At 66.6% G+C, this 25,172-nt stretch carries 21 protein-coding genes; 5 read left to right on the forward strand and 16 right to left on the reverse strand.

Annotated features, from left to right (window positions below; genetic code table 11):
• Nucleotides 1-11: 11 nt before the first annotated feature.
• The 4 genes from A37E_RS0107145 (at nucleotide 12) to A37E_RS0107160 (ending at nucleotide 4,326) form a co-directional block, all read left to right on the forward strand.
• Nucleotides 12-695 carry a TetR/AcrR family transcriptional regulator gene (locus A37E_RS0107145; RefSeq protein ID WP_029555973.1) on the forward strand — a complete coding sequence of 228 codons (684 nt, stop codon included), beginning with the start codon at nucleotides 12-14 and terminating at the stop codon, nucleotides 693-695.
• 419 nt (nucleotides 696-1,114) lie between these two features.
• A complete protein-coding gene (locus tag A37E_RS0107150; RefSeq protein ID WP_029555974.1) occupies nucleotides 1,115-2,590 on the forward strand; it encodes an NADH:flavin oxidoreductase in 1,476 nt (491 codons plus the stop codon).
• Nucleotides 2,591-2,650: 60 nt separating this feature from the next.
• Entirely contained in the window at nucleotides 2,651-3,559 is a 909-nt protein-coding gene (locus A37E_RS0107155) for an NAD(P)-dependent oxidoreductase (protein WP_029555975.1), read from the forward strand.
• Complete coding sequence (locus A37E_RS0107160) at nucleotides 3,556-4,326, forward strand: enoyl-CoA hydratase/isomerase family protein (RefSeq protein WP_029555976.1); 771 nt, start codon at nucleotides 3,556-3,558, stop codon at nucleotides 4,324-4,326. The genes A37E_RS0107155 and A37E_RS0107160 overlap by 4 nt, the downstream gene beginning before the upstream one ends.
• Before the next feature lie 6 nt (nucleotides 4,327-4,332).
• Here A37E_RS0107160 and A37E_RS26350 read toward each other — a convergent pair whose 3' ends face one another.
• The 5 genes from A37E_RS26350 to A37E_RS0107185 all read right to left on the reverse strand — a co-directional run bounded on the left by A37E_RS26350 (nucleotide 4,333) and on the right by A37E_RS0107185 (nucleotide 9,106).
• A complete protein-coding gene (locus A37E_RS26350) occupies nucleotides 4,333-5,535 on the reverse strand; it encodes a Shedu immune nuclease family protein (RefSeq protein ID WP_245279283.1) in 1,203 nt (400 codons plus the stop codon).
• A 108-nt stretch (nucleotides 5,536-5,643) separates the two neighbouring features.
• Entirely contained in the window at nucleotides 5,644-6,420 is a 777-nt protein-coding gene (locus A37E_RS0107170; protein WP_029555977.1) for a fumarylacetoacetate hydrolase family protein, read from the reverse strand.
• A complete protein-coding gene (locus tag A37E_RS0107175) occupies nucleotides 6,417-7,235 on the reverse strand; it encodes a hypothetical protein (protein WP_029555978.1) in 819 nt (272 codons plus the stop codon). The genes A37E_RS0107170 and A37E_RS0107175 overlap by 4 nt, the downstream gene beginning before the upstream one ends.
• Before the next feature lie 175 nt (nucleotides 7,236-7,410).
• Nucleotides 7,411-8,403, reverse strand: coding sequence for an ABC transporter substrate-binding protein (locus tag A37E_RS0107180; protein WP_029555979.1), 993 nt, complete (start codon nucleotides 8,401-8,403; stop codon nucleotides 7,411-7,413).
• Between the two features lie 217 nt (nucleotides 8,404-8,620).
• The gene (locus A37E_RS0107185; RefSeq protein WP_051460739.1) at nucleotides 8,621-9,106 is read right to left on the reverse strand and encodes a MarR family transcriptional regulator; all 486 of its coding nucleotides are present in this window, start codon (nucleotides 9,104-9,106) and stop codon (nucleotides 8,621-8,623) included.
• A 553-nt stretch (nucleotides 9,107-9,659) separates the two neighbouring features.
• On the opposite strand from A37E_RS0107185, the gene A37E_RS25190 reads away from it, so the two are divergent.
• Complete coding sequence (locus A37E_RS25190) at nucleotides 9,660-10,595, forward strand: ABC transporter substrate-binding protein (protein WP_197022943.1); 936 nt, start codon at nucleotides 9,660-9,662, stop codon at nucleotides 10,593-10,595.
• Between the two features lie 40 nt (nucleotides 10,596-10,635).
• On the opposite strand, the gene A37E_RS0107195 is transcribed toward A37E_RS25190, so the two are convergent.
• The 11 genes from A37E_RS0107195 to A37E_RS0107245 all read right to left on the reverse strand — a co-directional run bounded on the left by A37E_RS0107195 (nucleotide 10,636) and on the right by A37E_RS0107245 (nucleotide 24,852).
• Complete coding sequence (locus A37E_RS0107195; RefSeq protein WP_029555982.1) at nucleotides 10,636-12,045, reverse strand: amidase family protein; 1,410 nt, start codon at nucleotides 12,043-12,045, stop codon at nucleotides 10,636-10,638.
• 14 nt (nucleotides 12,046-12,059) lie between these two features.
• Nucleotides 12,060-12,581: an aromatic-ring-hydroxylating dioxygenase subunit beta gene (locus A37E_RS0107200; protein WP_029555983.1), complete on the reverse strand. Its 522-nt coding sequence runs from the start codon at nucleotides 12,579-12,581 to the stop codon at nucleotides 12,060-12,062.
• 12 nt (nucleotides 12,582-12,593) lie between these two features.
• Nucleotides 12,594-15,470, reverse strand: a complete 2,877-nt coding sequence (locus A37E_RS26355) for an FAD-dependent oxidoreductase (RefSeq protein WP_029555984.1) — start codon at nucleotides 15,468-15,470, stop codon at nucleotides 12,594-12,596.
• A gap of 86 nt (nucleotides 15,471-15,556) precedes the next feature.
• On the reverse strand, nucleotides 15,557-16,675 hold the full coding sequence (locus A37E_RS0107210; protein WP_029555985.1) for a 2Fe-2S iron-sulfur cluster-binding protein: 1,119 nt from the start codon (nucleotides 16,673-16,675) through the stop codon (nucleotides 15,557-15,559).
• On the reverse strand, nucleotides 16,672-17,493 hold the full coding sequence (locus A37E_RS0107215; protein WP_029555986.1) for an FAD binding domain-containing protein: 822 nt from the start codon (nucleotides 17,491-17,493) through the stop codon (nucleotides 16,672-16,674). The genes A37E_RS0107210 and A37E_RS0107215 overlap by 4 nt, the downstream gene beginning before the upstream one ends.
• A complete protein-coding gene (locus tag A37E_RS0107220; RefSeq protein WP_038192738.1) occupies nucleotides 17,490-19,892 on the reverse strand; it encodes a xanthine dehydrogenase family protein molybdopterin-binding subunit in 2,403 nt (800 codons plus the stop codon). Before A37E_RS0107220 ends, A37E_RS0107215 begins: the two co-directional genes overlap by 4 nt.
• 75 nt (nucleotides 19,893-19,967) lie before the next feature.
• Nucleotides 19,968-21,056 (reverse strand): TRAP transporter substrate-binding protein, encoded by a 1,089-nt coding sequence (locus A37E_RS0107225; RefSeq protein WP_029555988.1) that lies wholly within the window; start codon nucleotides 21,054-21,056, stop codon nucleotides 19,968-19,970.
• Nucleotides 21,057-21,105: 49 nt separating this feature from the next.
• Complete coding sequence (locus tag A37E_RS0107230; RefSeq protein ID WP_024276911.1) at nucleotides 21,106-22,995, reverse strand: TRAP transporter large permease subunit; 1,890 nt, start codon at nucleotides 22,993-22,995, stop codon at nucleotides 21,106-21,108.
• Nucleotides 22,996-23,053: 58 nt separating this feature from the next.
• Nucleotides 23,054-23,662: a TRAP transporter small permease subunit gene (locus A37E_RS0107235; protein WP_038192743.1), complete on the reverse strand. Its 609-nt coding sequence runs from the start codon at nucleotides 23,660-23,662 to the stop codon at nucleotides 23,054-23,056.
• A 70-nt stretch (nucleotides 23,663-23,732) separates the two neighbouring features.
• Nucleotides 23,733-24,368 (reverse strand): maleylacetoacetate isomerase, encoded by a 636-nt coding sequence (gene maiA, locus A37E_RS0107240; RefSeq protein WP_029555990.1) that lies wholly within the window; start codon nucleotides 24,366-24,368, stop codon nucleotides 23,733-23,735.
• Nucleotides 24,369-24,483: 115 nt separating this feature from the next.
• Nucleotides 24,484-24,852, reverse strand: a complete 369-nt coding sequence (locus tag A37E_RS0107245; protein WP_024276908.1) for a hypothetical protein — start codon at nucleotides 24,850-24,852, stop codon at nucleotides 24,484-24,486.
• Nucleotides 24,853-25,172: the final 320 nt, after the last annotated feature.

Below are 25,172 nucleotides of genomic sequence, written 5' to 3' on the forward strand. Positions count from 1 at the left end.
CGGAACCTGCGATGCCCGCATCCCCTCCCGCCCGCAAGGCGGCCCGCGCTTCCACCGCCGCCCCGCAGCGCGAGGCGGCGACGCGGGATGCGGACAAGACGCGGCTGAACATTCTCGAAGCCGCCGAGGCGGAATTCGCTGCCAAGGGCCTCGCCGGGGCGCGCGTGGACGTGGTGGCCGAGGAGGCCGGCGCCAACAAGCGCATGATCTATTATTATTTCGGCAGCAAGGAAGACCTGTATCTGGCGGTGCTGGAGCGCGTCTACACCGACATGCGCGTCGCCGAGGCCGAGCTGGCGCTGGAGGCCATGGCCCCGCTCGCGGCCATCACCTGCCTCACCGAATTCAAGTTCGACTATCCCGCCCAGCACCCCCACCTCATCCCGCTGCTCAACAGCGAGAACATGCTGGGGGGCGAATATCTGCGCCGCTCCCTGCGCCTGCGCGAGATGCAGATCTCCCTCATCGCCCGGCTGGAAGCCATCCTGGCGCGCGGCGCGGCCGACGGCACGCTGCGGCCCGGCATCGACCCGCTGCACCTCTACCTCACCATCTCGGCCATCAGCTATTTCTACTTCTCCAACAACCCCACCCTCTCCACCGCCTTCGGCCGCGACCTCGCGACAGCCGACGAACGCGCCACACGGCGCCGGCATGTGGTGGATGTGGTGACGCGGTATATCGAGAGGCTGTGAGAGGGCGGGGTCGGCGAGCGGGCCCGGAGCGGTTGAATAGAAGCGCCTGCCGCGGCGCAATACCCGTCCTTCGCTCACCCTCAACCGTCATGGCCGGGCTTGTCCCGGCCATCCACGTGCTGCGGCCGGGAACGCCTTCCACGCATCGTCCCCTCGGCCCGACGTGGATGCCCGGGACAAGCCCGGGCATGACACCGGCTCAGCGGGCGACGCCCCTCGATGCCCAAGCACCCTCCCCTCGCGGGATCGGGAGCATGGCCGACCCCTCGCACCACCCCTTCCCACCTGCCACCTCCCCCCGCCATCCGCATTGACAGCCCCGCCTTACCCATATTAACTAACCAGTTACATAACCAAAAACGCCCGGCGCAAGCGCCCGCACCCGAAACGCCCCGAGAAACACCCCAAGGAGGCCCTCCATGAAGTATGGGGATTTCCCGAAGATCACGTCCTTCTCCGGCGTCGCCGGCTTTCGCGCGCATCTCGCCGAGCTGGGCGCGGACATGCCCTGCGACGACATCGTCGCCCACGGCCCCGACCAGCCGCTGGCCGCGCCCCTGACCGTAGATGGCATGACCATCGGCAACCGCTTCGCCATCCACCCCATGGAGGGCTGGGACGGCACGCGAGAGGGCGCGCCTACAGAGAACACCATCCGCCGCTGGCGGCGGTTCGGCGAGAGCGGGGCGAAGCTCATCTATGGCGGGGAGGCGGTGGCGGTGCGCCATGACGGCCGCGCCAACCCGCTCCAGCTTGTCATGAGCGAGGCGACCCAATCGGCCATCGCCGGCCTGCGCGAGACGGTGATCGCCGCCCACAAGGAGGCCACCGGCAACGACGACAACCTCGTCATCGGCCTCCAGCTCACCCACTCGGGCCGCTTCTGCAAGCCGAACGACAATCGCAAGTTCGAGCAGAAGATCCTCTATCGCCACCCGGTGCTCGACCGGAAATTCGGCATCCCGGAGGACTATCCGGTGCTGTCGGACGACGACATCTGGCGGCTCATCGACGATTACATCCTTGCCGCGAAGCGCGCGCAGGCCTGCGGCTTCGATTTCGTGGATTTGAAGCACTGCCACGGCTATCTCGGCCACGAATTCCTCTCCGCCCGCACCCGCCCCGGCGCCTTCGGCGGATCGCTGGAGAACCGCACCCGCTTCCTGCGCGAGCTGGCGGCCGGCATCCGCGCCGCCTGCCCCGGGCTGAAGTTCGGCGTGCGCCTCTCCGCCGTCGATCTCATCGCCTACCGGCCCGATCCGGCGGCGAGCGTGCCCGGCATTCTCGGCCCCGGCGTGCCGGAAAGCGCGGCCGGCGCCCTGCCCTACGTCTACGGCTTCGGCACCGACGCGGGCGACCCTACGGCTTATGATCTTAACGAGACCTTCGAGGTGTTCGAGGTGCTGCGCGCGCTCGACATCCACCTCGTGAACGTCACCCTCGGCAGCCCCTATTACAATCCGCACCTGACCCGCCCCGCGAGCTATCCGCCCTCCGACGGCTACCAGCCGCCCGAGGACCCGCTGCTGGGCGTGATGCGCCATCTGGAGGTGGTGCGGGCGCTGAAGGCGCGCTTCCCGGACTTCACGCTCATCGGCTCCGGCTATACCTATCTTCAGGAATTCCTGCCCAACGTGGCGCAGGCGGTGGTGCGGCAGGGCTGGACGGATGTCGTCGGCCTCGGCCGCATGGTGCTCTCCTACCCCGATTTGCCGCTGGACGTGCTGCACGGGCGCCCCTTCCAGAAGAAGAAGGTGTGCCGCACCTTCTCCGACTGCACGTCCGCGCCGCGCAACGGCATCGTCTCCGGCTGCTATCCGCTGGATGCGTTCTACAAGAAGTCCGAAGAATTCAAGCAGCTCGTGGCGGTGAAGAAGGCGGCGAAGACCGCTTGAAACGCTCAAGCCCGCGCGGCGCCTGAGCGAAGACCGCTTAAAAACCCTCGGGAGGACACCATGGCGGAGATCGCCCCGGGGGCGCGGATCGCGGTCCTCGGCACCGGCATCATGGGCGGCCACATGGCGCGGCGGCTGGCCGAGGCTGGCTTCCGCGTCGCCGCCTGGAACCGCAGCCGGGCGAAGGCCGAGCCGCTTCTCGCATATGGCGCCACCCTCGCCGACACGCCGGAAGAGGCGCTGGCGGGCGCGGAGGCGGCGGTGGTGATGCTCTCCACCGGCGCGGTGATCGACGAGGTGCTGTTCTCCGGCGTGGCGCTCGATGCCCTGAAACCGGGCGCGGCGCTGGTCGTGATGAGTTCCATTCCCGTCGAGACCTGCCGGGCGCAGGCCGCGGACGCCGCCGCGCGGGGCATCTCTTACGTGGACGCGCCCGTCTCCGGCGGCGAGGTGGGGGCGCGGGACGGCACCCTCGCCATCCTCGCGGGCGGGGACGAGGCCACCATCGCCGACCTCTCCCCCCTCTTCGCCCCCATGGGCCGGGCGACTCGCATCGGGCCGGTGGGGACGGGGCAGCTCGCCAAGCTCGCCAACCAGATCATCGTCGGCGCGGCCATGGCCGGCGTCGCGGAGGCGTTCGCCTTCGCCGCAAGGGGCGGGGCGGACCTTAAAAACCTGCGCACGGCGCTGATGGGCGGCTTCGGCGACTCGAAGGTGCTGAACCTCCACGGCGCGCGCATGGTGGCGCGGGATTTCGTGCCCGGCTCCCCGGCGCAGTATCAGCTGAAGGACCTGAGGACGGCGCAGGCGCTGGCGGGGGAGATGGGGCTGAGCCTCACCTTGCTCGACACGCTCGCCGGCCTGTTCACGGACATGATGGCCCATGGCGGCACGGACCGCGATGTCTCCGCCATCTTCGAGGAGGTGGAGCGCCGCTCCGCCCGCGCGCACACGGGAGAGGGAGCATGAGCGACACCGACGGCGCCATCCGCGTCACCCGCGAGGGGGCGGTGGCGCGCCTCGTCATCGACCGGCCGCGCAAGCACAATGCCATCACCCCCGCCATGGCCCGCGACCTCGCGGCGGCCTGCGCGGCGCTGGATGCGGACGATGCCGTGCGCGTGGTGCTGCTGACGGGCGGCGGGGAGAAGGCGTTTTCCGCCGGCTCGGACATGAACGCCCTCGGCGAGATCACCGACCTCTGGGCCTTCCGCAACCGCATCGAATATGCCGCCGTGGTGCGCGACATGAGGAAGCCCGTCATCGCGCTGCTGCGGGGCTGGGTGCTGGGCGGGGGGCTGGAGATCGCCCTCGGGGCGGACATCCGCATCGCCGGCACGTCCGCGAAATTCGGCGCGCCGGAGGTGACGCGCGGCTGGGTGGGCGGCGGCGGCGCCTCCCAGATGCTGCCGCGCCTCGTGGGCTACGGGCAGGCCATGCGCCTGCTGCTCTCCGGCGACACCATCGATGCGGCGCGCGCCCTCGCCATCGGCCTCGTGGAGGAGGTGGTGGAAGACGACGCCCTCGACGCCCACGCCACGGCGCTCGCCCAACGCATCGCCACCTTCAGCCCCCTCGCCACCCAGGCCGTCAAAGCCGCCACCCGCGCCGCCCTCTCCATGCCGCTGGACGCCGGCATCCGCCACGAGAACGAACTGCACGTCATCTGCATGAGCGACCGGGGGCGGCAGGAGGGGGTCAAGGCGTTTCAGGAGGGGCGGGAGGGGCGGTTTTGAGGGGGGCTATCCCTCTTGCTGGATTGGCTGGTCGGCATCGGGGGGATGCTCAACAATAAATCGAGCCCTCTCAAGCAGCTCGTCAAATGTTACGATCTCTGGTCGCCAGATGTTTCTTCGAAATAGCTCGAATGACCGGACTTTAGGGATGTTTGGCCCGTGCTTTCCCTCAAGCTGGCTCAGTGACCCCACGACAAGGAGAGATCGAGGCTCGACGTTAAACAGCTCCTCTCCGGTTGGATCGCCGAGCGAGTCTCGCGGCGCGAAGTTGACCCCAAGCGCATGCAAAGCCGCCTGAACTGTCGCTTGCACCTGCGACACGCCCCCAATCAAATCAGCCGAAGGCGGCCAAACGTCCGGCCGATAGGGGAGCGCGCCGCCCAGCAGAGGAGTATCGTGGCGCTTAATCTCAACAAAACAAAGAGACTGAATTATTCCACGCGTTTTCATTACCGCATCGGCGCGTTTACCGGCTCCGGAAAGATCGCGACCACGGACTATTTGCTCAAGCTTTCCATGATCCAGCTTCGATAAAAACTGATACGCGAGCCCGTATCCAAATATCCATGTATTTTTTTCGAAAAATCTTTGCCACACCCCTTCAGGCCCACACTTGAGCCGCCCCTTAATTGACTCGAAATACTCTTTATTATTTAAAAGATTATCAAATACATCCAACTGCTTTCGCCGATAACCGACCGCCACCAGATCACGTATTACATTTTCTTCTTGGGCAATTGACAGGAATAATTCTTTATTCTCAACAAATATTTTTCGTACCTGATGGGCATCTAACGACATTTCTCGCAATTCTTTGTCGCTCAGATGTACCTTTCCATCTCCCTCTAAATTCATATCTCGAACACTATTAATAAAATCGACCAATCCGATGATTTCATCACCAACGAGGGAAAAATATGCGTTGTCAGACGGTCCAGATACCTTATTAAATTTTTGAATTGTCAGCGTTATAATAGACCTATCATCTTCCAAAAAACTTGCTTTAATTTGATACCTCCCCGCTGGGGTAGCTCGAATGACAATTTCCTTATTTAGCTTGGCAAAGCGAAGCCCCTCTTGCCCATCAATCACTCGCGAGGCAATTCGGACTTTCTCTCCCGCAGAGCCACCATTTAACTGTCGGCTAACGACGGTTGTGTCGGTCGGACGTTCGAAAAACCATTTCCGTTCATCGAAATCGCCAGACATGCATTGCATCCCGCATCGCTCATTACAGCGGGAATATACGACCGTAGCGAGTAGGCCGGCAATGGTGATGGATCAAGGCCAGCTTCGGAGGCGGCATAGCTTGGCGCCTCACCCCATCCCCACCCGGCCCACCGCCCCGAAATCCGCCTCCACCCGGCCCGCCCGTTTCAGCCGCACCGGCGTCGTCGCCGTGCCGGTGGTGACGATCTGTCCGGCGCACAAGGGCGCGCACAGGGGCTGGGCGTTGGCGAGGTACTGGACGGCCTTGAGGGGGTCGCCGAGGATGCGGGCGCCGCTGCCGGTCTCGATCTCGATGCCGTCGATGGTGAGTGTGACGGGGCCAGCGCGGTCGAGGGCGCGCCAGTCGGTCACGGGCGTGCCGGGGATGAAGGCGCCGTTGCCCATGCTGTCGGCAAGGCGCAGGGCGCCGGGCGCATCCGGGGGCAAATCTTGCGGTACCCGGCCATCGGCGATCTCGAAGGCGGGGATGAGCGCGGCCACCGCGTCGGCGATCTCCTCCAGCGTGTAGGGCGTCTCGCGCGGGGGCAGGTCTCGCCCCAGCAGAAAGGCGAATTCGCATTCCAGCAGCGGCGCGATGAAGCGGGAGAGCGGCACCTCAGCGGGGGCGGGAAACACCCAGCCGGAGAGCAGCGGGCCGGCGACGGGCCGCGTTCCGCCATAGGCCGCGCGGTCCTCCGCCTTCAGCGCCGTCACCTTCCAGCCAAGGATGGCTTCCCCGGAGCGGCGGACGATCTCGGCCTGCACCTGATAGGCCTCCTCCGGCGTCGCGGGCAGGCGGGCGTCGGCAGGCAGATCGACGAGGCAGCCCACCTGCCGCGCGGCGTGGAGCAGGCCGGCGAGGCGGGCGGCGTCTTCCGGGCTCATGGTGTCGCCTCTTTCGGAGCGCCTTCGGGGGCAAGGCCGAAATAGGCCATCATCAGGTCGCGCTGCCCATCCAGCATGTGCTTGCCCTGGTGGATGGCGCAGCCGCGCGCGGCGGCGGCGTGGAGGAGGGCCGTCGTCTCCGGCTTCATCAGCACCTCGGCGACGAGGGTGGAAGGGTCTGCCTTCTCCACGTCGAAGGAGAAGGGATCGTCGGGCTCAAGGCCCAGCGGCGTCGCATTCACCGCCAGATCATGGCCGGCGGGGTCGCGCGTGCCAAAGGCCGTCTCGATCTGCGGGTAGGCCGCCTTCACCCGCGCGAGCAGGGCCTGCCCGATGGTCGGCGTGCGATCGAAAATCGTGAGCCGCGCCATGCCCGCCCCCGCCAGCGCGAAGGCAATGGCGCTCGCCGCCCCGCCGGCGCCGGCGATGTAGACGGATTTTCCCTGCGGCCCCCAGCCCGCCTTGGCGAGGCCGGCAACGAAGCCGTGGCCATCCAGCATGGTGCCGGTGAAGCTGCCATCCGCCTCCCGCCGCACCGTGTTCACCGCGCCCACTTTATCCCCGTCCCCCACCAGCCGGTCTACAATGCCCGCCACCCGCGCCTTGTGCGGCGCCGTGACGATGAAGCCATCCAGATTGGCGATGGCCTTGAGACCCGCCATCGCGGTTTCGAGTTCGTCGGGGCGGATGTGGATGGGAACGCAGACGGCATCGATGCCGTGCTCGGCGAAATACGCATTGAACACGAGCGGCGTGCGCACATGGCCGACGGGATCGCCGATGATGGCATAAAGGCGGGCGGTGCCGGCAACCATGGGGGCTCCTCGTGGTAACTATCTGGTTAGGTGGTTTTGCGCGTGCGGGTTGGGCCGGACTGGCGACGGCTCGGCCCCCGCGCGCGGCGGGGGCCCTGGCATCATTCGACTGACTCGCTCCCGAACGGCACCGATACCCCTGGTGAAAGGGGGCCTGACAGCACCGATATCGCTGTCAGTTCGGCAGGAAGTCGTTGGTGTAGAACTTTGCGCCCTGGGCAGGGTCGAGGTCCACGCCCGAGTATTTCGTGAGTATTTCCAGCGTACCGGAAATATCCTTGGGGTCCGTCCACAGCGGCGGCTTCTGCTCGGTGAGTGCGGTGTGGAGCAGCGGCAGGGTGACAGTCCAGCTCGCAAGAAGGGTCTCGCGTTTACCGGCTTTTGGGTTCACCTTCAGCATGGCGTCTACCGCCGCCTGCGGGTTCGCCTTGGCCTCGGCGATGGACTTCTGCAACGCGCGCAGGAAACGCTTGGCGAGGTCGGGATTCTTCTCCAGAAGATCCGGCCGCACGATGACGGAGCCGTTCACCGTGTTGACGCCGAAATCGGCGAAAAGCATGGCGTAGACAGGCTTTCCGGTGGCTTCCTCGATCAGCGGCTTCTGGTCGTTGATGTTGCCGAGGAGGAAGTCCGCCTGGCCGGAAATCACCGCGTTGCGCTTGGTGGCGGCATCACCGGTGATGACCTTCACCTGGCTGTCCTGGATGCCGTTGACCTTCAGAAGTGCCGGCCACAGCTGGGAAAAACTGTCGCCCGGTGTATAGACGACAGTCTTTCCGATCATGTCCTTGGGGATGCGGATGTTCTTGTCCGCGAAACCCTGTACCGCCATGGGGCTTTTCTGTAGCATGATGCCGACAGCCTTGATGGGTGCGCCTTTGACGGCCGCCTTCACCATGGTGCCGAAGTCCGCATAGCCGAACGTCGCGGAGCCTGCCGCCACCGCCTGAACGGTCGCACCGGAGCCGCGGCCCTCCTCCACGGAAAGCTCAATTCCCTCGGCGGGGAAGTATCCCTTCTCGATGCCGAGGTAGAAGGGCGCATGCTCGCCGTAATTGTACCAGTTCAGCAGCAGCGTCACCTTGTCCGCCGCCGCGGCCGAAAGGGTGGTGCACAACAGCACCGCCGCCCCACCCAGCCACGCGCCAAATCTCGCCTTGAGCGCCATCTTATCCTCCCGCTCCACCCAGCCCGTATGATGTGCGGGCCTTGTCGATTCGCTTCCGCCCCAACGCGTTGGCGCGCATCAGGGCGAGGCAGATCTCATCAGCGGGGCAACCCGCCGCGAGTTATCTAACCATATAGTTACGTCCGCTCCGCGACGTGTCAAATGGAGGCGCTCGAAACCGGGAGCGAGCGGTAGCCGCCAGCGGCCCGACCCTCGCTCACTCCTCTTCCTGACCTCGACGGCGGCGGACCTTGAAATCGACCTTCAGCTCGGCGCGGCTGTAGTGATTGTTGCCCTCCACCAGCTGGGTCAGCATGGCGAGGAAGGCGGAGCGATATTCCGGGTCAAGCGGCTCCAGCAGGCGCTGCTGAGCGCGAACCATGGCGCCATACATCTCGCCCACCAACGCCCGTCCCTGCTCGGTGAGAAAGGCATTCATGGCGCGCCGGTCCGTCTCCGAGCGCTCACGACGCACGAGGCCGCGCTCGGAAAGCCGCTCCAGCACATCCGCGACATTGGTGCGGTCGATGCCCACCTCGACGCCGATGGTGCGCTGGTCGCTGCCGGAATGCTGAAGCAACGTGGTCATCAGACCGTACTGCACAGGCGTGATGTTGAAGGCCTTGCACTCCTCCAGGAAGATCGCGGAGTGGATCTGGTGCAGCCGGCGGACGAGATAGCCCGGACGTTCCCAAAGCGGCATGGTTGGGGAGGAAGCATCGCGCAGGGGAGGCATCTCCTGCACCTTTGCATCCATCCCGACCGAGGAGACGGCCTGCTTCGGCGCATCTGCCAGCCGCTGTTCCGGGGACGTCTTGGGCTCCTGGATCTTTCGCTCCAAACTCCGCCGACGCGCCGCGTCTCGACCGGGGGCGGACTTTGCGTCCAGGGCGCCGGAAGCCGTCATGTCCTTCCCCTTCAAGGCCTCACCTTCCATCTTCCTCGATCGGCGGCGCGAGACTGCATTGCGCTGCATGACGCCCTGGCCGGAAGAGATGGGAGCACAACCACCGGCGCGCCGGCAAGCGCCAGCACCTTTTGTCGACTCCCGCTCGGGAAGAGGCTTCCTACCAAGGGCACGTTTCGTGCAGTGTACCACACTGCACCACGCTCGATACGGGCTTTTCCCGTGAGGCAGGAACACAGAAAAACAGCATCAAAAAAGGATCAACCCAATGTTTGGACTGTCTGCCCCGACCCTCCTTGCATCAATTATAGGCTGTATGCTGACTGTATTGCCGGCGCATGCAGCGGATGTGATCCGTGTCCGGCTGGACTGGACGCCGTGGGGCAACCATGCCCCCTTCCACCTTGCTGCGAAGAAGGGCCTGTTCGCTGCCAATGGGCTCGACGTGGAGCTGGTGGATGGCAACGGCTCCGTGTCCACCGTGCAGATCGTCGGTAATGGCGAGTACGACGTGGGCCATGCCTCGCTCGCGCCCATGGCCATTGCACGCGCCAAGGGATTGCCGGTGAAGGCCATTGCCGGCTTCGTGCGCCAGAACGACATCGGCCTGCTCGTTCCGAAAGACAGCGGCATCAACGGTCCGGCCGACCTGAAGGGCAAGAAGCTCGCCTTCACCGCGGGCTCACTGGAGGCGCCCTTCATCGATCGCTTCCTGGCGGCGGGCGGCCTGAAGCGCTCGGACGTCGAGCTGATTGCGGTGGACGCATCCGCAAAGGGCGGCACCTACATGGCCGGGCGCTCGGACGGGGTCTTCTCCACCGTGCCGTTCATCCTGCCGGTGGTGAACGCCCAGCGCCCGTCCAACACCATCAACTTCACGACCTACGGTCTGACCTTCCCCAGCTTCGGCCTGTTCGCAACGGAGAAGACCATCGCGGCCAAGGCCGACGCGCTGCGCCGCTTCTCCAGCATCGTTGCCGGCATGTGGACCTACATCATGAACGGGCACGAGGACGAGGCCGTCGCGGCGATCATGGAAGCGCGACCGAACGCAAAGCTCAATCCGGCCATCCTGCGGCAGCAGATCGACGTGCTGAAGGGCTTCGTCTCCACCCCGGCCACCCAGGACAAGCCCATGGGCATCATGGCCGAGGCCGACTGGACGAAGGCTTTGGAAGTGCTGGCGGAGGGCGGGCTGGTGCCTGCAGGGCAGGCTGCCCCCAGCTATTTCACCAACGACTTGATCGATGCCTCCCTGTCGAGCCGGATCACATCCGGGAAATAGGACGCATCTCCCGCAGCCGGGCGCCCGGCTGCGGGAGATCTCAGATGGAAAGCCCCGCTGCAGGACAGGCGGGCGGGGGCATCTCGGCCGCAAGGCCCGCAGCAGCCGAAAGCAGCGCCATGTCGGCGTTCCACCGTCCCACCAGTTGCACGGCGAGCGGACCGCCATTTTCCGCAAACCCAACCGGAACGGCGAGCGCGGGGTGGCCGGAAAGGTCGAACAGGGACAGGGCCGAAGTCCATTCCGCCCGGAGCGGACCGACCGCCTCGCCGTCGATCACCAGCGGCTCGGAGAGGTCGAAGTCCGCCGCCACCAGCGGGGCTGAGAGGCAGGGGGTGAGGATGAAGTCGTACTGTGCGAACTTCGCCTGAACGCCCCGGAACAACTGGGCGCGGGCCACCTGCGCCCGCATCAGGTCGAGCGCGCTGAAGCCCCGCGCGGCCTCGATTCCAGCCCGCAGCGCCGGCGACAGCCGCGCGAAATCCTCTGCGGAGGTCGAGGCGAAACGCAGCGCCCAGTTGGTCTGCTGCAGGGTGCTCCAGATCGGATCGGGCGCGGCGAGGGCGTAGTCCTCCTCGACCACCACTGCGCCGAGCCGCTCCAGTGTGCGCGTAGCCGCCCGGGTCGCCGCCTCGACCTCGCGTGAGACGCGGGCATTGCCGGCGCGCATCCACAGGAGCACGCGGGCACCCTCCGGACCTGCCGCGGCCGGCGCGAGCGGGGGTGCCCGCAGGCTCCAGGGATCAGCCGGCACCGGCCCTGCGATCACGGGCAGCGTCGCTGCGATATCGGCCACGCTGCGGGCTATCAGCCCGAGATGGATGAAGCTGCCGAAGGCATCCGGCACCCGCTCGTGCGGCACGAGGCCGAGGGTGGGCTTGAAGCCATAGGTCCCCGTCGCGGCGGCAGGCAGGCGGCTGGAACAGCCGGCGTCGGTGGCGAGCGATACCGGTGTCACCCCCAGCGCGACGCTCGCTCCGGCACCGGAGGAGGACCCGCCGCAGGTCAGCCCCGGCGCGAAGGGATTGAGCGTCAGGCCCGTAAGGGGCGACGACCCGAGCGGCGAATGGGCGAATTCCGTCGTCGTCGTCTTGCCGATGATGATGGCGCCCGCCGCCCTGAGCCGCGCCACGGCAGCGATATCCGAAGCCGCTGGCTGAGCCTCGGCGAACAGAAGCGACCCCCAGCGTGTCGGCAGGCCGGCACAGTCCAGGATGTCCTTGACCGTAACCGGCACACCGGTGAGCGGCCCCGGCGTCTTTCCGGCGGCGATGCGGGCGTCCATGTCTGCCGCCGCAGCGCGGGCCCCCGCGCCATCGAGGGTGGCGAAGCAGTTGAAGCCGGCCTGTGCCGCCTCCGCACGTGCTAGCGCCCCTTCAACCGTTTCCATCACCCGCTGCGTACCGGCAGAATGGGCCGCAGCAAGGCGCGCGACCGCGCTCTCTCCCATGTGACGTTCCATGCTCACACCGGGATGCACAAGGCGTTGTCGATGAGCAGGCTGTCATAGATGCAGATGCGCGAGGCGAGCTTGAGTCCCCCCTCCTCCCGCACGAAGCGATCGATGTAGCGACCCACCTGATGGATGGTGGCGTCCGGCCGGTCGAACAGCACCTGGAACACCAAATAGTTCGCGGTTGCGTCGATGCTGCCATCCGCCGCCTCGGCGACCTTCAGATTGCCCACCATGTGCCGCAGATAGCGCGGCGCGAACATGGCGGTCTTCTCCAGCGCGAAGGCGCGGTCGCGGATCATGCCGCGGTTCTCGCAATAGATGAGGCCTACGGGGAGCTTCCGGTCGTAGTTCTCGCGCGAGATGATGTTGTAGAAGCCGTTGACGGTGAACATCTCGGCCCAGTCCGCGAGGCGCTGCTCGTCGAGGGCGGAGGCATAGGCCTCGTTGAAGGCCTCCACCTCTGCCTTCAGCAGCAGCGCATCGATGAGATCGTCACGGGAAGGCGCGTTGGCGCTTGAAGGGTTCAGCATGTTCGCGCCTCCTCAGGCGATGCCCATGGCGTCGCGCCAGTGGCGGTACATGGCACGGATGGCCGCTTCCGAAATGAGCGTATCGGCGGTACCCGCCTCGGTGCCGGGATCGAGCTTTACGAGATGCTCGCCGCCCGGCACGCCCAGCATGCCATCCTGCACGAACTTGATGGCCTCGTTGTCCTCCAGCCCCAGGAAGCCGGCCGGCCCCATGAGGTTGCCCTGGCGCAGGCGATGGCGGGTCATCTCCTCGTCGTCGCCCTCGAAGCCGAACATGGTCCATTTCATGATGAATTCGTTCGGACCGGTCGGCACGATGTGACGGATGCCCAGCGTGTTCATCTCCCGCTGCACGATGAGGTTCGGCCAGATGGTCGCCATGGTGACGGACCAGGGGCTGTCGAACTCGTCGATGAAGTCCATGAAGCGCGGCTCCTCAAGGGTCATGCCCTCCTTGTAGGCGCGCATTTCCTTCTTCTTGTCGGCGTCGATGTGGGTGGTGTCCGATTTGGCGGAAGCCATCACCCCGTGCCGGCCCGAAGGGTCCGCCAACATCAGCGACTTGTTGCCCGCGACGAGCAGGCCGAACGTGACCAGGAAGGTGTGCAGCAGGGTTGCGTGATAGGGGTCCTTGAGGTTCTCGTGATAGAGCTTCCAGTTGCCCGGCAGGCTATGGCGATAATGACCGAGCAGCTTGGGCTTGCGGCCGTCGAAGGTGGCCTCGAACTCCCGCAGCACCTCAGGTCCGAGATACTCGGGAAAGCTCTCCATGCCGTCGGCATAGGAGGCGAAGACGACGCCGCGATGGGTGGTGACGTTGAGCTGCTTCAGACCATGGTCGGCCGGCTTGAAGTCCTTCGGCATGCCGCCCTTGCCGTCCACCCCACGGCGGAAGGGCACACCCACGAGGTTGCCCTTCAGGTCATAGGACCACTGGTGATAGGGGCAGACGAACTCCTTGGCATTGCCTGACAAATCCCGGCAGAACTCGGCCGCGCGATGGGCACAGCGGTTCTCGAAGACGTGGATCGTGCCATCTTCCGCGCGGGCCACCACCACGGGGGTCGGGCCGACATTGGAGCGGATGAAGTCGCCGGGATTCTCGATCTCGCATTCCAGCGCGACGAAATTCCAGGTGCGGCCGTGGAAGATGCGCTCAACCTCGCGCTGGTACACGGTTTCGTCGGTGTAGACCCAGTCGGGGATGATGGAGAGGCCTTCCTGCGGCCACACATATTTCTTGGCGAACTGGACGTCGGGGCTCGCGCTCATGTCGTCCTCCTCGGGATCGATTGGCGTGGGATTGGTTTCTTGGGGCGCAAGAAGACGCGCGCCGTGGGCGGCAAGGTCGAAGGGGGTGTCGGACGCCAGTTCCGCGCGGGCGGCGCGGATGGCGGCGGCATCGGAGAAGGCGATCACGGCCGTGACGCGGCCGTCGGCGAGGGTGCGGTAGACGGCGCCTGCAGTGCCGTCCGTGCCGGTCAGCGCCACCTCGTCGCCGGTTCCGGGCACGCCCAGCATCTGGATGTTGAGGCCGAACTGGTCGGTCCAGAACCACGGCGCTTTGTCGGCGCGGGCGGTATCGTCACCGGCAATACTGCGGCCCGCAGCGGCGCCCTGTTCCTCGGCATTCTGCCAGCTTTCGAGCCGGCCGCGCCGGCCATTGAGGGGCGCATGATGGAGCGCGCAATCGCCAGCGGCCCATATGCCCTCGACGGTGGTGCGGCCAGCCGAATCCACCACGATGCCCCCCGCAACCTCGCAGCCGGCAAGGGTTGCGAGGTCGGTCTCCGGCACAAGGCCGACACCCACGAGCACGGTGTCGGCGACGATCTCGCCCCTCGTGGTCGCAAGGGCCAGAGCCCCGTCCCGCGCAGTGATGGCCTCCACCGCAACATCGCGTCGGACCTCGACGCCATGGGCTTCGGCAAGCCGCCGGAAGGCCGCGCCGAGGGCAGACGGCAGGAGGCGCGACATCAGCTCGCCCTCGCGCTCCAGCAGCACGACCTTGAGGCCGCGCGCCCGGGCGGCAGAGGCGAGTTCCAATCCGATGAAGCCGCCGCCCACCACCGCGACCGTGCGCGCGGACGCCAGGGACGCCGCAATGGCCTGCGCATCCTCAAGGGTGCGCAGGTGGTGGACGCCCGGCAGATCATCGCCGGGAATACCGAGGCGCCGGGCCGTTCCGCCAGTGGCGATGAGTAGGGCGCCATAGGGAATTTGCGTGTTATCCGAGAGGGTTGCAACCCGCGCCTCCGCATCGACGGCTGTGACGCGTACGCCCGGATGGAAGGTCACGCCCAGCGACGCCACGTCGGCGGGGGGAAGACGGCAGGCGGACGCGCGATCGAAGGCGTCGCCAAGCGCCTCCTTGGACAGCGGAGGCCGCTCATAGGGCAGATGCGGCTCGGCGCCGACCAGGTGGATGGGAGCGGAAAAACCGGCCGCCCGTGCTGCGCGGATGGCTGCGGCTGCGGCCTGTCCGGCCCCGGCGATGACCAGAGGCAGGGCGCTTCCGCCAGTGTTTTCAGCTACTTGAGCCTCTTCCAGCGGTCCGGCGGCAGAAGGGCTCTCGCTGGCGCTATCGAGGTCCACCAACACCGCGCCGCCCTCCACCTTGGCGGCATAGGTGGCGAGGTCCTGGGTGAGAGGGGCGCAGAGGGCACGGCCGGTGCGAATGTCGAAGACGCCCTGATGGAGGGGGCATTCGATGGTGCCGTCCTCGACATAGCCGTCCTTCAGGAAGGCCAGCGCGTGGGTGCAGATGCCGTGGGTGGCGTGAACCTCGTTTCCCATACGGAACAAGGCGATAGGGACACCATCCACCTCGACGCCGGTGACGCCGCCGTCGCGCAGCGCGTCGAGTTCCGCCACCTTCCTGAAGCCCATCGCGTCCTCCCACCGTTTCCGGCGATTTTAATCAGTATACTTTGTATTTTCGGGCGACAAGACACCCGGCATTCGCACATTCCACATCAGTTCAGGCGGCGTTCCACCCAGGTTTTCACCCGTTCACACCACGTTGCCAGTACCACTTTGAAAATGCCGGTTGCCGAAAGTCCCGTCGCGGCGGTCGGCGCCTCCCCCTTCAGGGCGGCGGCGAGATTGGCCGCAAACACCCCCGTCAGGTGTGAGACGAGATTTTGCACGAGCGCCCCCCGTGAAAACTGGGCGAGGGGGCCGGAGATGCGGTAGCGCAGCGCGAGGTCGATGGCGCTGCCCGTGCCGGCCGGCTTCAGGGCGAAGGTGATCTCGCCATGGGCACGGGAGCCGCCATCCCGGCCGGAGCCGTTGACGAGGCCGGTGCGGGCGACGTCGTCGAAGGTCACAGTGGCGTCGCCGCCGAAGGCCGCCTTGATAGGGCCGAAGGTGACCACCATGCGGCCCTCCAGCCGCTCCCCGTCGAAGGCCGTGACCTCGGCGCCGGGGAGGCAGCGGGCGATGAGGTGGATGTCCTTCAGCGCGGGCCAGACGACCTCCGGCGCGGCATCCACCGTGAGGCTCTGGCGGATCTCGCTGCCGCCGGCGCCCACCACCGCCGGCGCCGACGCGGCCTTCACAGCGGAAGCCGCTGCCACCGGCGCGGGCGCGGCGGCAGCCGCGATGCCGGCCGCCTCCGCCTGTGCGCACGGAGCCTTGCCGGCGGCGACGGCGCAGACGGCATTTACGATGCCCACATAGCCGGTGCAGCGGCAGAGGTTGCCGCTCAGCTCCTCGCGCACGGTGCGCTCGGAGCTTTCCCCGAGGCGGCTGACGATGTCGCGCGAGGAGATGAGCATGCCCGGCGTACAGAAGCCGCACTGGAGCGCATGGTGGACGGAGAAGGCCTCGCGCAGCTCGCCCATCAGCGCATCGCCATCGAAGCCCTCGATGGTGCGGATGTCGGCCCCGTCGCAGGCGGCGGCGGAGGCGATGCAGGAGCGCTGGGGCTGGCCGTCGATGAGCACGGTGCAGGCGCCGCACACCCCCTGCTCGCAGCCGAGGTGCGTGCCGGTGAGGTTCAGCTCCTCACGGAGGAAGTCGGCGAGGTGCGTGCGCGGCTCCACCTGACGGGAGAGGCGCTGGCCGTTGACGGTGAGGGTGATGGCGTTCATGCGAGCCCCGCATCGCTGAAGGCGCGGTCCACGGCCACCTGATGGAGCGCGCGGAACGCCTCCGGATGGCCCGCCAGCGCGGCCTCGATTTCTTCGTGAGCGGCGGTGCGTGCCCCCGCCATATCACCGGCCTTCAGCCGCTCCCCAGCCCCGGCCAGCACCAGCGGCGGGGCCTCCACGGCGCCCGCGACCACGCGGGCAAGGCCGCGTTCGGCATCCACCACCACGGCGCCGATGGCCTGGGCAAATTCGCCGGTCTTGCGGCACACCTTGTGGTAGCCCGTCTTCGCCCCGGCGGAGAGCACCGGCACGCGCACAGCGGTGATGATCTCGTCTGCCGCCAGCGTGGTGGTGTAGGCCGCCAGCATGAAGTCGGCCATGGCGCAGGCGCGCGTGCCGGAGCGGCCACGAATGAGAAGCGTCGCGTCCAGCACGGTCATGGTGCTGATCCAGTCGGCGGCCGGGTCCGCATGGGCGATGCTTCCGCCGATGGTGCCGCGATTGCGCACGGCGCGATAGGCGATGCCGTGGGCGACGCGGCGCATGAGGCCGCCGGTGACATCCGGCACCACGCCGTCCTCGATCTCCGCATGGGTCCAGCCGGCGCCGATATCGAGATGTGTCGCGCTGCCTTCCAGCGTGCGCAGCTCGCCGACGCGGCGCAGGTCCACGAGCGCGGCCGGCCGGGCGAGGCGCAGGTTGAGCATCGGCCCCAGCGAGCAGCCGCCGGACACGGGCTTTGCCCCCTCCCCCGCCAGCACGGAGAGCGCCTGATCGAGGGAGGTGGCAAGGGTGAGGTCGAAAGCGGCGGGCTTCATGCGGCGCTCCGTCCGTTACTCGTGCGCCGCGCCTCGGCCAGCGCCGCGAGCACCCGCTCCGGCGTCGCGGGAATCTCGCACAGGGTGGCGCCGAGATCCTTCAGCGCATCGTTGATGGCGTTCACGATGGCCCCCGCCGGGGCAATGGCGCCGCCCTCCCCCACGCCCTTGATGCCGTGGGCGGAAAACGGCGAGAGCGTCTCGGTGTGGGCGATGCGCACCTTGGGCAGTTCGGTGGGACCGGCCAGCAGATAATCCACCAGGGTGGAGGCCAAAGGCTGGCCCTCGGAATCGTAGGTGCTTTCCTCAAACAGCGCGGTGCCGACGCCCTGGGCCACGCCGCCATAGGCCTGCCCCTCGACGATCATGGGGTTCACCATGCGCCCGCAATCCTCCACCACCACATAGTCGAGGATTTCCGTCGCGCCGGTCTTCACGTCCACCGCCACGAGGGCGGCGTGGGTGGCGTAGGAGAAGAGGCCCGTGTCCACGTCCGGCTTGTAGCCTTCGGTCACTTCGAGGCCGCCCGTGTCCACGCCGTCGGGCAGCACCTCGGGGGTCCGATACCAGGCGCGGGCGATCTCGGCGAAGGAGATGGAGCCGGTCGGACCGTGGATGGCGCCGCCCTCGAACCGCACCTGATCGGCCGCGCATTGCATGAGATGGGCGGCCAGCGCCTTCACCTTTTCCGCCAGCTTCTGCGCCGCCTTGGACACGGCCCCGCCGGCCATCACCATGCCGCGCGAGGCATAGGCACCGGTCGAGAACGGCGTGGTGGCGGTGTCGCCCAGCGTGACGCGGATCTGCGCGATGGGCAGCGTGAGGATTTCGCTCGCCACCTGCGCCAGCGTCGTCTCCAGCCCCTGGCCGATGGTGTGGATGCCGGCCTTCACGTCGGCGCTGCCGTCCGGGTTGAGGCGGATGGTGGCCTGCTCGTAGCCGGGCACCAGAGGCGTGCCCCAGGAGGCAAACACCTTGGTGCCGTGGGCGGACTGCTCCGTATAAGTGGAGAAGCCGACGCCGATGCGCCGGCCGTCCATCTCGCCCATCTTCTGCCGGGCGCGGATGGCGTCGAAGCCGATCATCTCGCGGGCAGTGGCGAGCGAAGCGGGATAGTCGCCGCTGTCGTAGAATTTCTTGGTGATGTTGAGGTACGGCATGGCCGCGGCGGGCACGAGATTTTCCGCCCGCACGTCCACCGCCTCGCGACCCACGGCGGCGGCCACCGCATCGATGGTCAGCTCCATGGCGAAGCACACGCCCGGCCGCGCCACGCCGCGATAGGGCGCGAAGGGCGGCTTGTTGGTGGCCACCGAATAGGTCTTGCAGCGATAGTGCGGCCAGATGTACGGCCCCGGCAGATTGCCGCCGGCCTGCGCCGCCTCGAGGCACGCCGTAAAGGGCCAGACCGAATAGGCGCCCACATTCACCGCCACTTCCGCATCGAGGGCAAGCAGCTTGCCGCGCGCGTCCGCATAGGCGGTGATGACATATTCATGCTCGCGGGCATTGGCGCCGGCGGTGAGATGCTCGCGCCGGTCCTCGATCCAGCGGAAGGGACGCTTCAGCGTCATCGCCAGCCACGCCACCAGCACTTCCTCGGGCTGGAGCAGGCATTTGTAGCCAAAGCCGCCGCCCACATCAGGCGGGGCGATGCGGATCTGCGCCTCCGGCAGGCCCAGCGTCTCGGCGAGGCCGGCGCGGATCATGTGCGGCACCTGGGTGGAGGTGTTCACCACCAGCGTGTCGTTCTGGAAATCCCACCACGCCACCAGCCCCTTGCCCTCCATGGGGTGCATGCATTGGCGGCCGGTGCGGAAGCGCTTCTCCACCTTCACCGCGGCGGTGCGGGCGACCTCCTCGATGCCGCCGGAATCGAAGCTGGTTTCCAGGAAGAGATTGTCGCCCCACGCCTCGTGCAGCAGAGCGGCGCCGGGCGCGCGGCCGCTGTCGCAATCGACGATGGCGGGCAGCTCCTCATAGTCGAAGAGGGTGGCCTCGCAGAGGTCTTCCGCCTCGGCGCGGGTGGGGGCGTAAGCCATGGCCACGATGTCGCCGACGAAGCGCACCTTGTCGCGCGCCAGCGGGGGATGGGCGGAGAGCTTGTAGCCGGGGATGGTGGAGCGGGTGATGATGTCGGCGACATCAGCGCAATCCGCCGAGGTGAACACCTCCCCCTCATGCCCCTGTGGCTTGGTGACTGCGAGGATGCGCGCGTGGGCCACCGGACTGCGCAGGAACGCCACGTCGCTCATGCCGGGCATGCGGATGTCGCCGGCGAAGCGGCCGCGGCCCATCAGGTGGCGCGCATCCTCCTTGCGGCGGACACGGGCGCCGATGCCTTCGCCGCTGACGGCGGGATGGGCTTCATGATCCCGAGTCTGTTGGTCGATCGACATGGCATCCCCTCAATCTTGGGCTGGCGGGGCGGCAGAGGCCGCCGCCCCGCGTCGTTCAAATCGCGAGGGTTCCGCTCACGGCCACTTGGGCGCGGAGAAGCGGAAGGTGTCGAGGCGGAAGTCCGCCACGCGCATCCAGGAATTGGACTCGTTCAGGAAGGTCTTCCACGGCTCGTAGATCTTCTTGAAATCGGGGTTCGACGCGGCGAGTTCCGCGAAGGTTTCCAGCGTCGCCTTGTAGACGGCCTCCATCACCGGCTGCGGGAAGGCGCGCAGCTCGACGCCGGCGGCCAGCAGGCGACGCAGCGCCTCCGGGTTCTTGGTGTCGTAGTTCGCGAGCATCATCAGGTTCTGCTCGGTGGCGGCGGTCTCGAAGGCGGCCTTGAAGCCGGGCGGCAGCGCGTCCCAGGCTTCCTTGTTGGTCAGCGTGGTGATCTGGGCGCTGCCCTCCCACCAGCCGGGCGTGTAGTAATACTTGGCCACCTTGTTGAAGCCGAGCTTCTCGTCGTCATAGGGACCGATCCACTCGGCCGCATCGATGGTGCCGCGCTCCAGCGAGGGATAGATGTCGCCGGGCGCGATCTGCTGCGGCACCGCGCCGAGCTTGCTCAGGATGCGGCCGCCGAGGCCGGCGATGCGCATCTTCAGGCCCTGCAGGTCCTCGACGGTCTTGATCTCCTTGCGATACCAGCCGCCCATCTGCACGCCGGTATTGCCACAGGGGAAGGAGACCATGTTCTCCTTGCCGAACAGCTCCTGGATCAGCGCCTTGCCGCCGCCGTAGTAATACCAGGCATTCTGCTGGCGGGCATTGGTGCCGAAGGCGATGCCGCCGTCGAAGGCATAGGCCGGATTCTTGCCGGTGAAGAAGGAGGTGAGGGTGTGGGAGCACTCCACCGTCTTGTTCTTGGTGGCGTCGAACACCTGCGTCGCGCCGACGATCTCGCCACCGGCAAACGGCATCACCTCGAACTTGCCCTCGGTCAGCTCGCCGATGCGCTGGCACATGGCCACCGCCGAGCCGTAGATGGTGTCGAGGCTCTTCGGCCAGCTGGTCGCCATGCGCCACTTCACCGTGGGCTGGCTCTGGGCGATGGCCGGCGCGGCCACCAGGGTGGCGGCGGAGCCGGCGGCGATGTTCGTCAGGAAAGTCCGTCTTTTCATTGTCATTCCCCTTATTTTTGACTGGTCGGCGTCTGTCGGCAAACGGGGGTCAGAGCCCGGCGCCGGGCTTCGGCAAATCGTCGAGGCCGGGCATGGCGGGCAGGCCGAGGCCGCTCGCGGGGGCATCGAGGCTGTCGAGCTGGCGCTGGGCGGCGGCGGGGTCGGAGGCGGGCGCCGAGGACTTGTAGTGCATCACCATTCCGGGGAAGGCGGCGATGAGGGCCACCATCACCATCTGGATCACCACGAAGGGAATGGCGCCCCAATAGATCTGCGCGGACGTCACCGGCTCCATGCGCTTGCCGGTGAGCCGATCGAGATAGGCCGTCTTCGGCGCCACCGAGCGCAGGTAGAACAGCGCGAAGCCGAACGGCGGGTGCATGAAGGAGGTCTGCATGTTCACCCCCAGCATCACGCCCAGCCAGATGAGATCGATGCCGAGCTTGTCCGCCGCCGGCGCGAGCAGCGGCACCACGATGAAGGCCAGCTCGAAGAAATCGAGGAAGAAGGCGAGCAGGAAGATCAGCAGGTTGATGAACAGCAGGAAGCCGATCTGCCCGCCCGGCAGGCCGGTGAGCAGGTGCTCCACCCACACATGCCCGTTGATGCCGTAGAAGGTGAGCGAGAACACCCGCGCGCCCACCACGATGAAGATGGCGAAGGCGGAGAGCTTGGCCGTCGTCTGCGTCGCCTGGGTCAGGATGGAGAGGGAGAAGCGCGCCGGGTTCTTCTCCAGCCGGCGCTTCAGCGCCGCGAGCACCATGGCGCCCACGGCACCCATGGCGCCGCCTTCCGTGGGCGTCGCGACGCCGAGGAAGATGGTGCCGAGCACCAGGAAGATGAGCAGCAGCGGCGGCACCATCACGAAAGTGACGCGCTCGGCCATGCGCGAGACCAAAGGCATGCCGGTGAAGCGCTCCACGCCGCCGGCGATGAAGGCATAGAGCGCGCCGGCGGCGATGATGTCCGCCATGAGGCCGACCGTCGGATGCCCGCTCTCGCGCAGCAGCACATAGGCGCCGGCGAAGGCCGCCGTGAGGACGGCGGAGAGCACCAGCCGCCGCGCACCGAGGAAGCGGTTGAGCAACGCGGAGACGAGGGCCACCACCACCGCCGTGCAGATGGCGAGGATCGCGTAGTCCGCACCCGCCTTGATACCGGTGTCGCGCATCACCACCGTGGCGACGGCGGCGGAATAGGCGACCAGCACGCCGAGCTGCCACACCCCGCGCCCGCCGGACGGCTCGCAGCAGGTGAGCGCCTCCCGCGGCAGGCCGGGCGCCGACTTCGGCGACACAATCGTCACCACGAAGACGAACAACGCGTAGAGGCCGGAGAGGATGAGGCCGGGCAGGAAGGCGCCTTCGTACATGTCGCCCACGGAGCGGCCGAGCTGGTCGGCCATCACGATCAGGACCAGCGAGGGCGGGATGATCTGCGCCAGCGTGCCGGAGGCGGCGATGACGCCGGCGGCGAGGCGCCGGTCGTAGCCGTAGCGCAGCATGATGGGCAGGGAGATGAGGCCCATGGAGATGACCGAGGCGGCCACCACGCCGGTGGTCGCGGCGAGCAGCGCGCCGACGAAGATCACCGCATAGGCAAGGCCCCCGCGCACCGTGCCGAACAATTGGCCGATGGTCTCCAGCAGGTCTTCCGCCATGCCGGAGCGTTCCAGCACCAGCCCCATGAAGGTGAAGAAGGGGATGGCCAGCAGCACCTCGTTGGCCATGGTGCCGAACACCCGCTCCGGCAGCGCCTGAAGGAGCGGCCAGGACAAAGTAATCGCGTCCGGCGCGTAGGGCGAAAGCTCCACGGCGATGAAGAAGAACAGCAACCCGTTGGCGGCCAGCGCGAAGGCGACGGGATAGCCCAGCAGCATGAACACGACGAGGGTCGCGAACATGATGGGGGCGAGGTTGTGGGCGATGAACTCGATCATCGGGCGAGACCTTCAGCGAAGCGGGCGTCAGTGCGGGGCGACAAGCAAAGAGGCGCCCTCATGGCCGCATGCCCCCTTCCGAGATCCGCGGGTCCACCTTGGCGAGTTCATGGAGGATGCGCTCCGCCTCGGCCTCATGCAGGTCTGCCCCGGCGGCCTCGGCAAGGTCGCCGCGCATGATGGCGATGCGCTTGATGAGCTCGCTCACCCCTTGCAGCAGCAGCAGCGCGAAGCCGATGAGGATGAGCGCCTTGGCCGGCCACAGGATGAGCCCGCCCGCATTGGTGGAGGTCTCGCCGGACTTCAGAGAGTCGAACACGAACGGCACCGAGAGCCACACCATCAGCGTCGAAAACACCATCAGGAACAGGACGATGCAGGCGATCTCGATGATGTTGGTCACCCGGCGGCTCAACCGGGAGGCCACGATGTCGATGCGGATGTGCTCGTTGAGCTGGAGCGTCCACGGCGCGCAGAGCATGAAGACCGCGCCGAACAGGTACCATTGCAGTTCCAGCCAGGCGTTGGACGACACGCCGAACATCTTGCGGACCACCGCATTGGCCGCCGAGACGAGGATGGCCACGAAAATGGCCCAGCAGGCCACGCGGCCGACGAAAACATTGAGCGCGTCGATGGAACGCGAGAACGACAATAGAGCTTTCATGCCTCTACTCCCGGGGCAGGGGGACGTGAGTGGCGCGTAACTTTATAACTCGAAAAAGAACTATTCTAATCTAGGCGGCGTCCGCCTGATATTTGGGGTGCGTGGACTCGAAGCAATCGAGGGCCATGCAGTTCTCGTAAATGCCCATCACCAGCGGATAGGGCGTCACGTCGCAATTGAAGCGCTGGGCGTTGAACACCTGCGGCACCAGGCAGATGTCCGCCATGCCGGGCGCATCCCCCAGCACGAACCGGCCGCCGAGGCCCCGCGTCGCAAGCGTCGCCTCGAGGCTCTGGAAGCCTTCGGCGATCCAGTGGGCATACCAGGCATTGCGTGCGGCCTCGTCATGGCCGAGGCGATCGAGATGCTTGAGCACCCGCACATTGTTCAGCGGGTGGATGTCGCAGCAGATGGCCTGGCTGAAGGCGCGCACATAGGCCCGCTCGATGGGATCCTTCGGCAGAAGCGCCGGCTCGGGCCGCGTCTCCTCCAGATATTCCATGATGGCGAGCGACTGGGTGAGCACCAGCGCGCCATCCACGAGGGCGGGGACGAGACCTTGCGGATTGAGGCGCACGAAGGCATCGGCCTTGTGCTCCATCTTCGGCAGGCTGATGGCACGCGGCGTCGCGGAGAGGCCCTTGAAGGCCAGCGCGATGCGCACCCTGTAAGAGGCGGACGACCGGAAGAAACCGTAGAGTTCCATTTGCGCACTCTGGAAGTTTTGTTTTTCTTCACACGCAAGGAACGGCGACGGCGCGAAGCCATCGCCGGAGATGGGCGGCGCAGAGCCGCCCGGAAACGTCAGCCGGCGGAAGTCGTCAGCCCGCGGCCTTGGCGAGGATCTCGTCGGGCGTCGAAGACACGACCTTGGCGTAGCGCGGCACGAACTTGCCGCCGACGATATGGCGGATGAAGGAGGGCTTGATCTCCTCGGCCAGGATCTTGCGGATCTTGGCGTGCTCCTCGATGTCCTTCCACTCGGCGATCAGATAGAAGCGCAGTGGATTTTCTTCATCGCGAAGCAGAACGCCGTCCTTCACCTGCGCCCACGACTTGTGCATGGGATTTCCATCCGAATAGTCGAAGTCCTCGAACTCGCGAATGAACTCCTCCTCCACGCCCGGATTGATGGTGAAGTCGTAGATGTGGAGGTAGTTGCCCTTGGTGGCGAGCGGCTCCTGAGCCATTCCTGTCTCCCTATCGTTCCCTGGAGACGACGCACCCGATCGCAACACGACCTGACGGCGCTTGCTCCTGTGGCGCCCGCCTGCGGCGGACTCCATTAATAGGAGTACACTGATTATTTCGGCCGTCAATGCGCCACGTCAGAATTCCTGCAAAATGGCGCTGATGTGAGCTTATTGCCGGGAAATCGCGCAGATTGCTGCCGCTTTGGTGATCGGATGAGATCCATAAATGAGGTGATACTGATTAATTCCGCCCATTTCGATGGTGCAGCGCAGCGCACGGCAAAGCCGCGCCGGGACGGCCGGATCTGTGCGCAGCA

The sequence above is a fragment of the Xanthobacter sp. 91 genome (assembly GCF_000702385.1).
In the GTDB taxonomy this organism is placed as follows: Bacteria; Pseudomonadota; Alphaproteobacteria; order Rhizobiales; family Xanthobacteraceae; genus Xanthobacter; species Xanthobacter aminoxidans.

Coding starts and splice junctions, on each gene's coding strand:
- A37E_RS0107145 (WP_029555973.1), top strand. CDS start 12: ATGCCCGCATCCCCTCCCGCCCGCAAGGCGGCCCGCGCTTCCACCGCC.
- A37E_RS0107150 (WP_029555974.1), top strand. CDS start 1,115: ATGAAGTATGGGGATTTCCCGAAGATCACGTCCTTCTCCGGCGTCGCC.
- A37E_RS0107155 (WP_029555975.1), top strand. CDS start 2,651: ATGGCGGAGATCGCCCCGGGGGCGCGGATCGCGGTCCTCGGCACCGGC.
- A37E_RS0107160 (WP_029555976.1), top strand. CDS start 3,556: ATGAGCGACACCGACGGCGCCATCCGCGTCACCCGCGAGGGGGCGGTG.
- A37E_RS26350 (WP_245279283.1), bottom strand. CDS start 5,535: ATGTCTGGCGATTTCGATGAACGGAAATGGTTTTTCGAACGTCCGACC.
- A37E_RS0107170 (WP_029555977.1), bottom strand. CDS start 6,420: ATGAGCCCGGAAGACGCCGCCCGCCTCGCCGGCCTGCTCCACGCCGCG.
- A37E_RS0107175 (WP_029555978.1), bottom strand. CDS start 7,235: ATGGTTGCCGGCACCGCCCGCCTTTATGCCATCATCGGCGATCCCGTC.
- A37E_RS0107180 (WP_029555979.1), bottom strand. CDS start 8,403: ATGGCGCTCAAGGCGAGATTTGGCGCGTGGCTGGGTGGGGCGGCGGTG.
- A37E_RS0107185 (WP_051460739.1), bottom strand. CDS start 9,106: ATGCCGCTTTGGGAACGTCCGGGCTATCTCGTCCGCCGGCTGCACCAG.
- A37E_RS0107195 (WP_029555982.1), bottom strand. CDS start 12,045: ATGGGAGAGAGCGCGGTCGCGCGCCTTGCTGCGGCCCATTCTGCCGGT.
- A37E_RS0107200 (WP_029555983.1), bottom strand. CDS start 12,581: ATGCTGAACCCTTCAAGCGCCAACGCGCCTTCCCGTGACGATCTCATC.
- A37E_RS26355 (WP_029555984.1), bottom strand. CDS start 15,470: ATGGGCTTCAGGAAGGTGGCGGAACTCGACGCGCTGCGCGACGGCGGC.
- A37E_RS0107210 (WP_029555985.1), bottom strand. CDS start 16,675: ATGAACGCCATCACCCTCACCGTCAACGGCCAGCGCCTCTCCCGTCAG.
- A37E_RS0107215 (WP_029555986.1), bottom strand. CDS start 17,493: ATGAAGCCCGCCGCTTTCGACCTCACCCTTGCCACCTCCCTCGATCAG.
- A37E_RS0107220 (WP_038192738.1), bottom strand. CDS start 19,892: ATGTCGATCGACCAACAGACTCGGGATCATGAAGCCCATCCCGCCGTC.
- A37E_RS0107225 (WP_029555988.1), bottom strand. CDS start 21,056: ATGAAAAGACGGACTTTCCTGACGAACATCGCCGCCGGCTCCGCCGCC.
- A37E_RS0107230 (WP_024276911.1), bottom strand. CDS start 22,995: ATGATCGAGTTCATCGCCCACAACCTCGCCCCCATCATGTTCGCGACC.
- A37E_RS0107235 (WP_038192743.1), bottom strand. CDS start 23,662: ATGAAAGCTCTATTGTCGTTCTCGCGTTCCATCGACGCGCTCAATGTT.
- maiA (WP_029555990.1), bottom strand. CDS start 24,368: ATGGAACTCTACGGTTTCTTCCGGTCGTCCGCCTCTTACAGGGTGCGC.
- A37E_RS0107245 (WP_024276908.1), bottom strand. CDS start 24,852: ATGGCTCAGGAGCCGCTCGCCACCAAGGGCAACTACCTCCACATCTAC.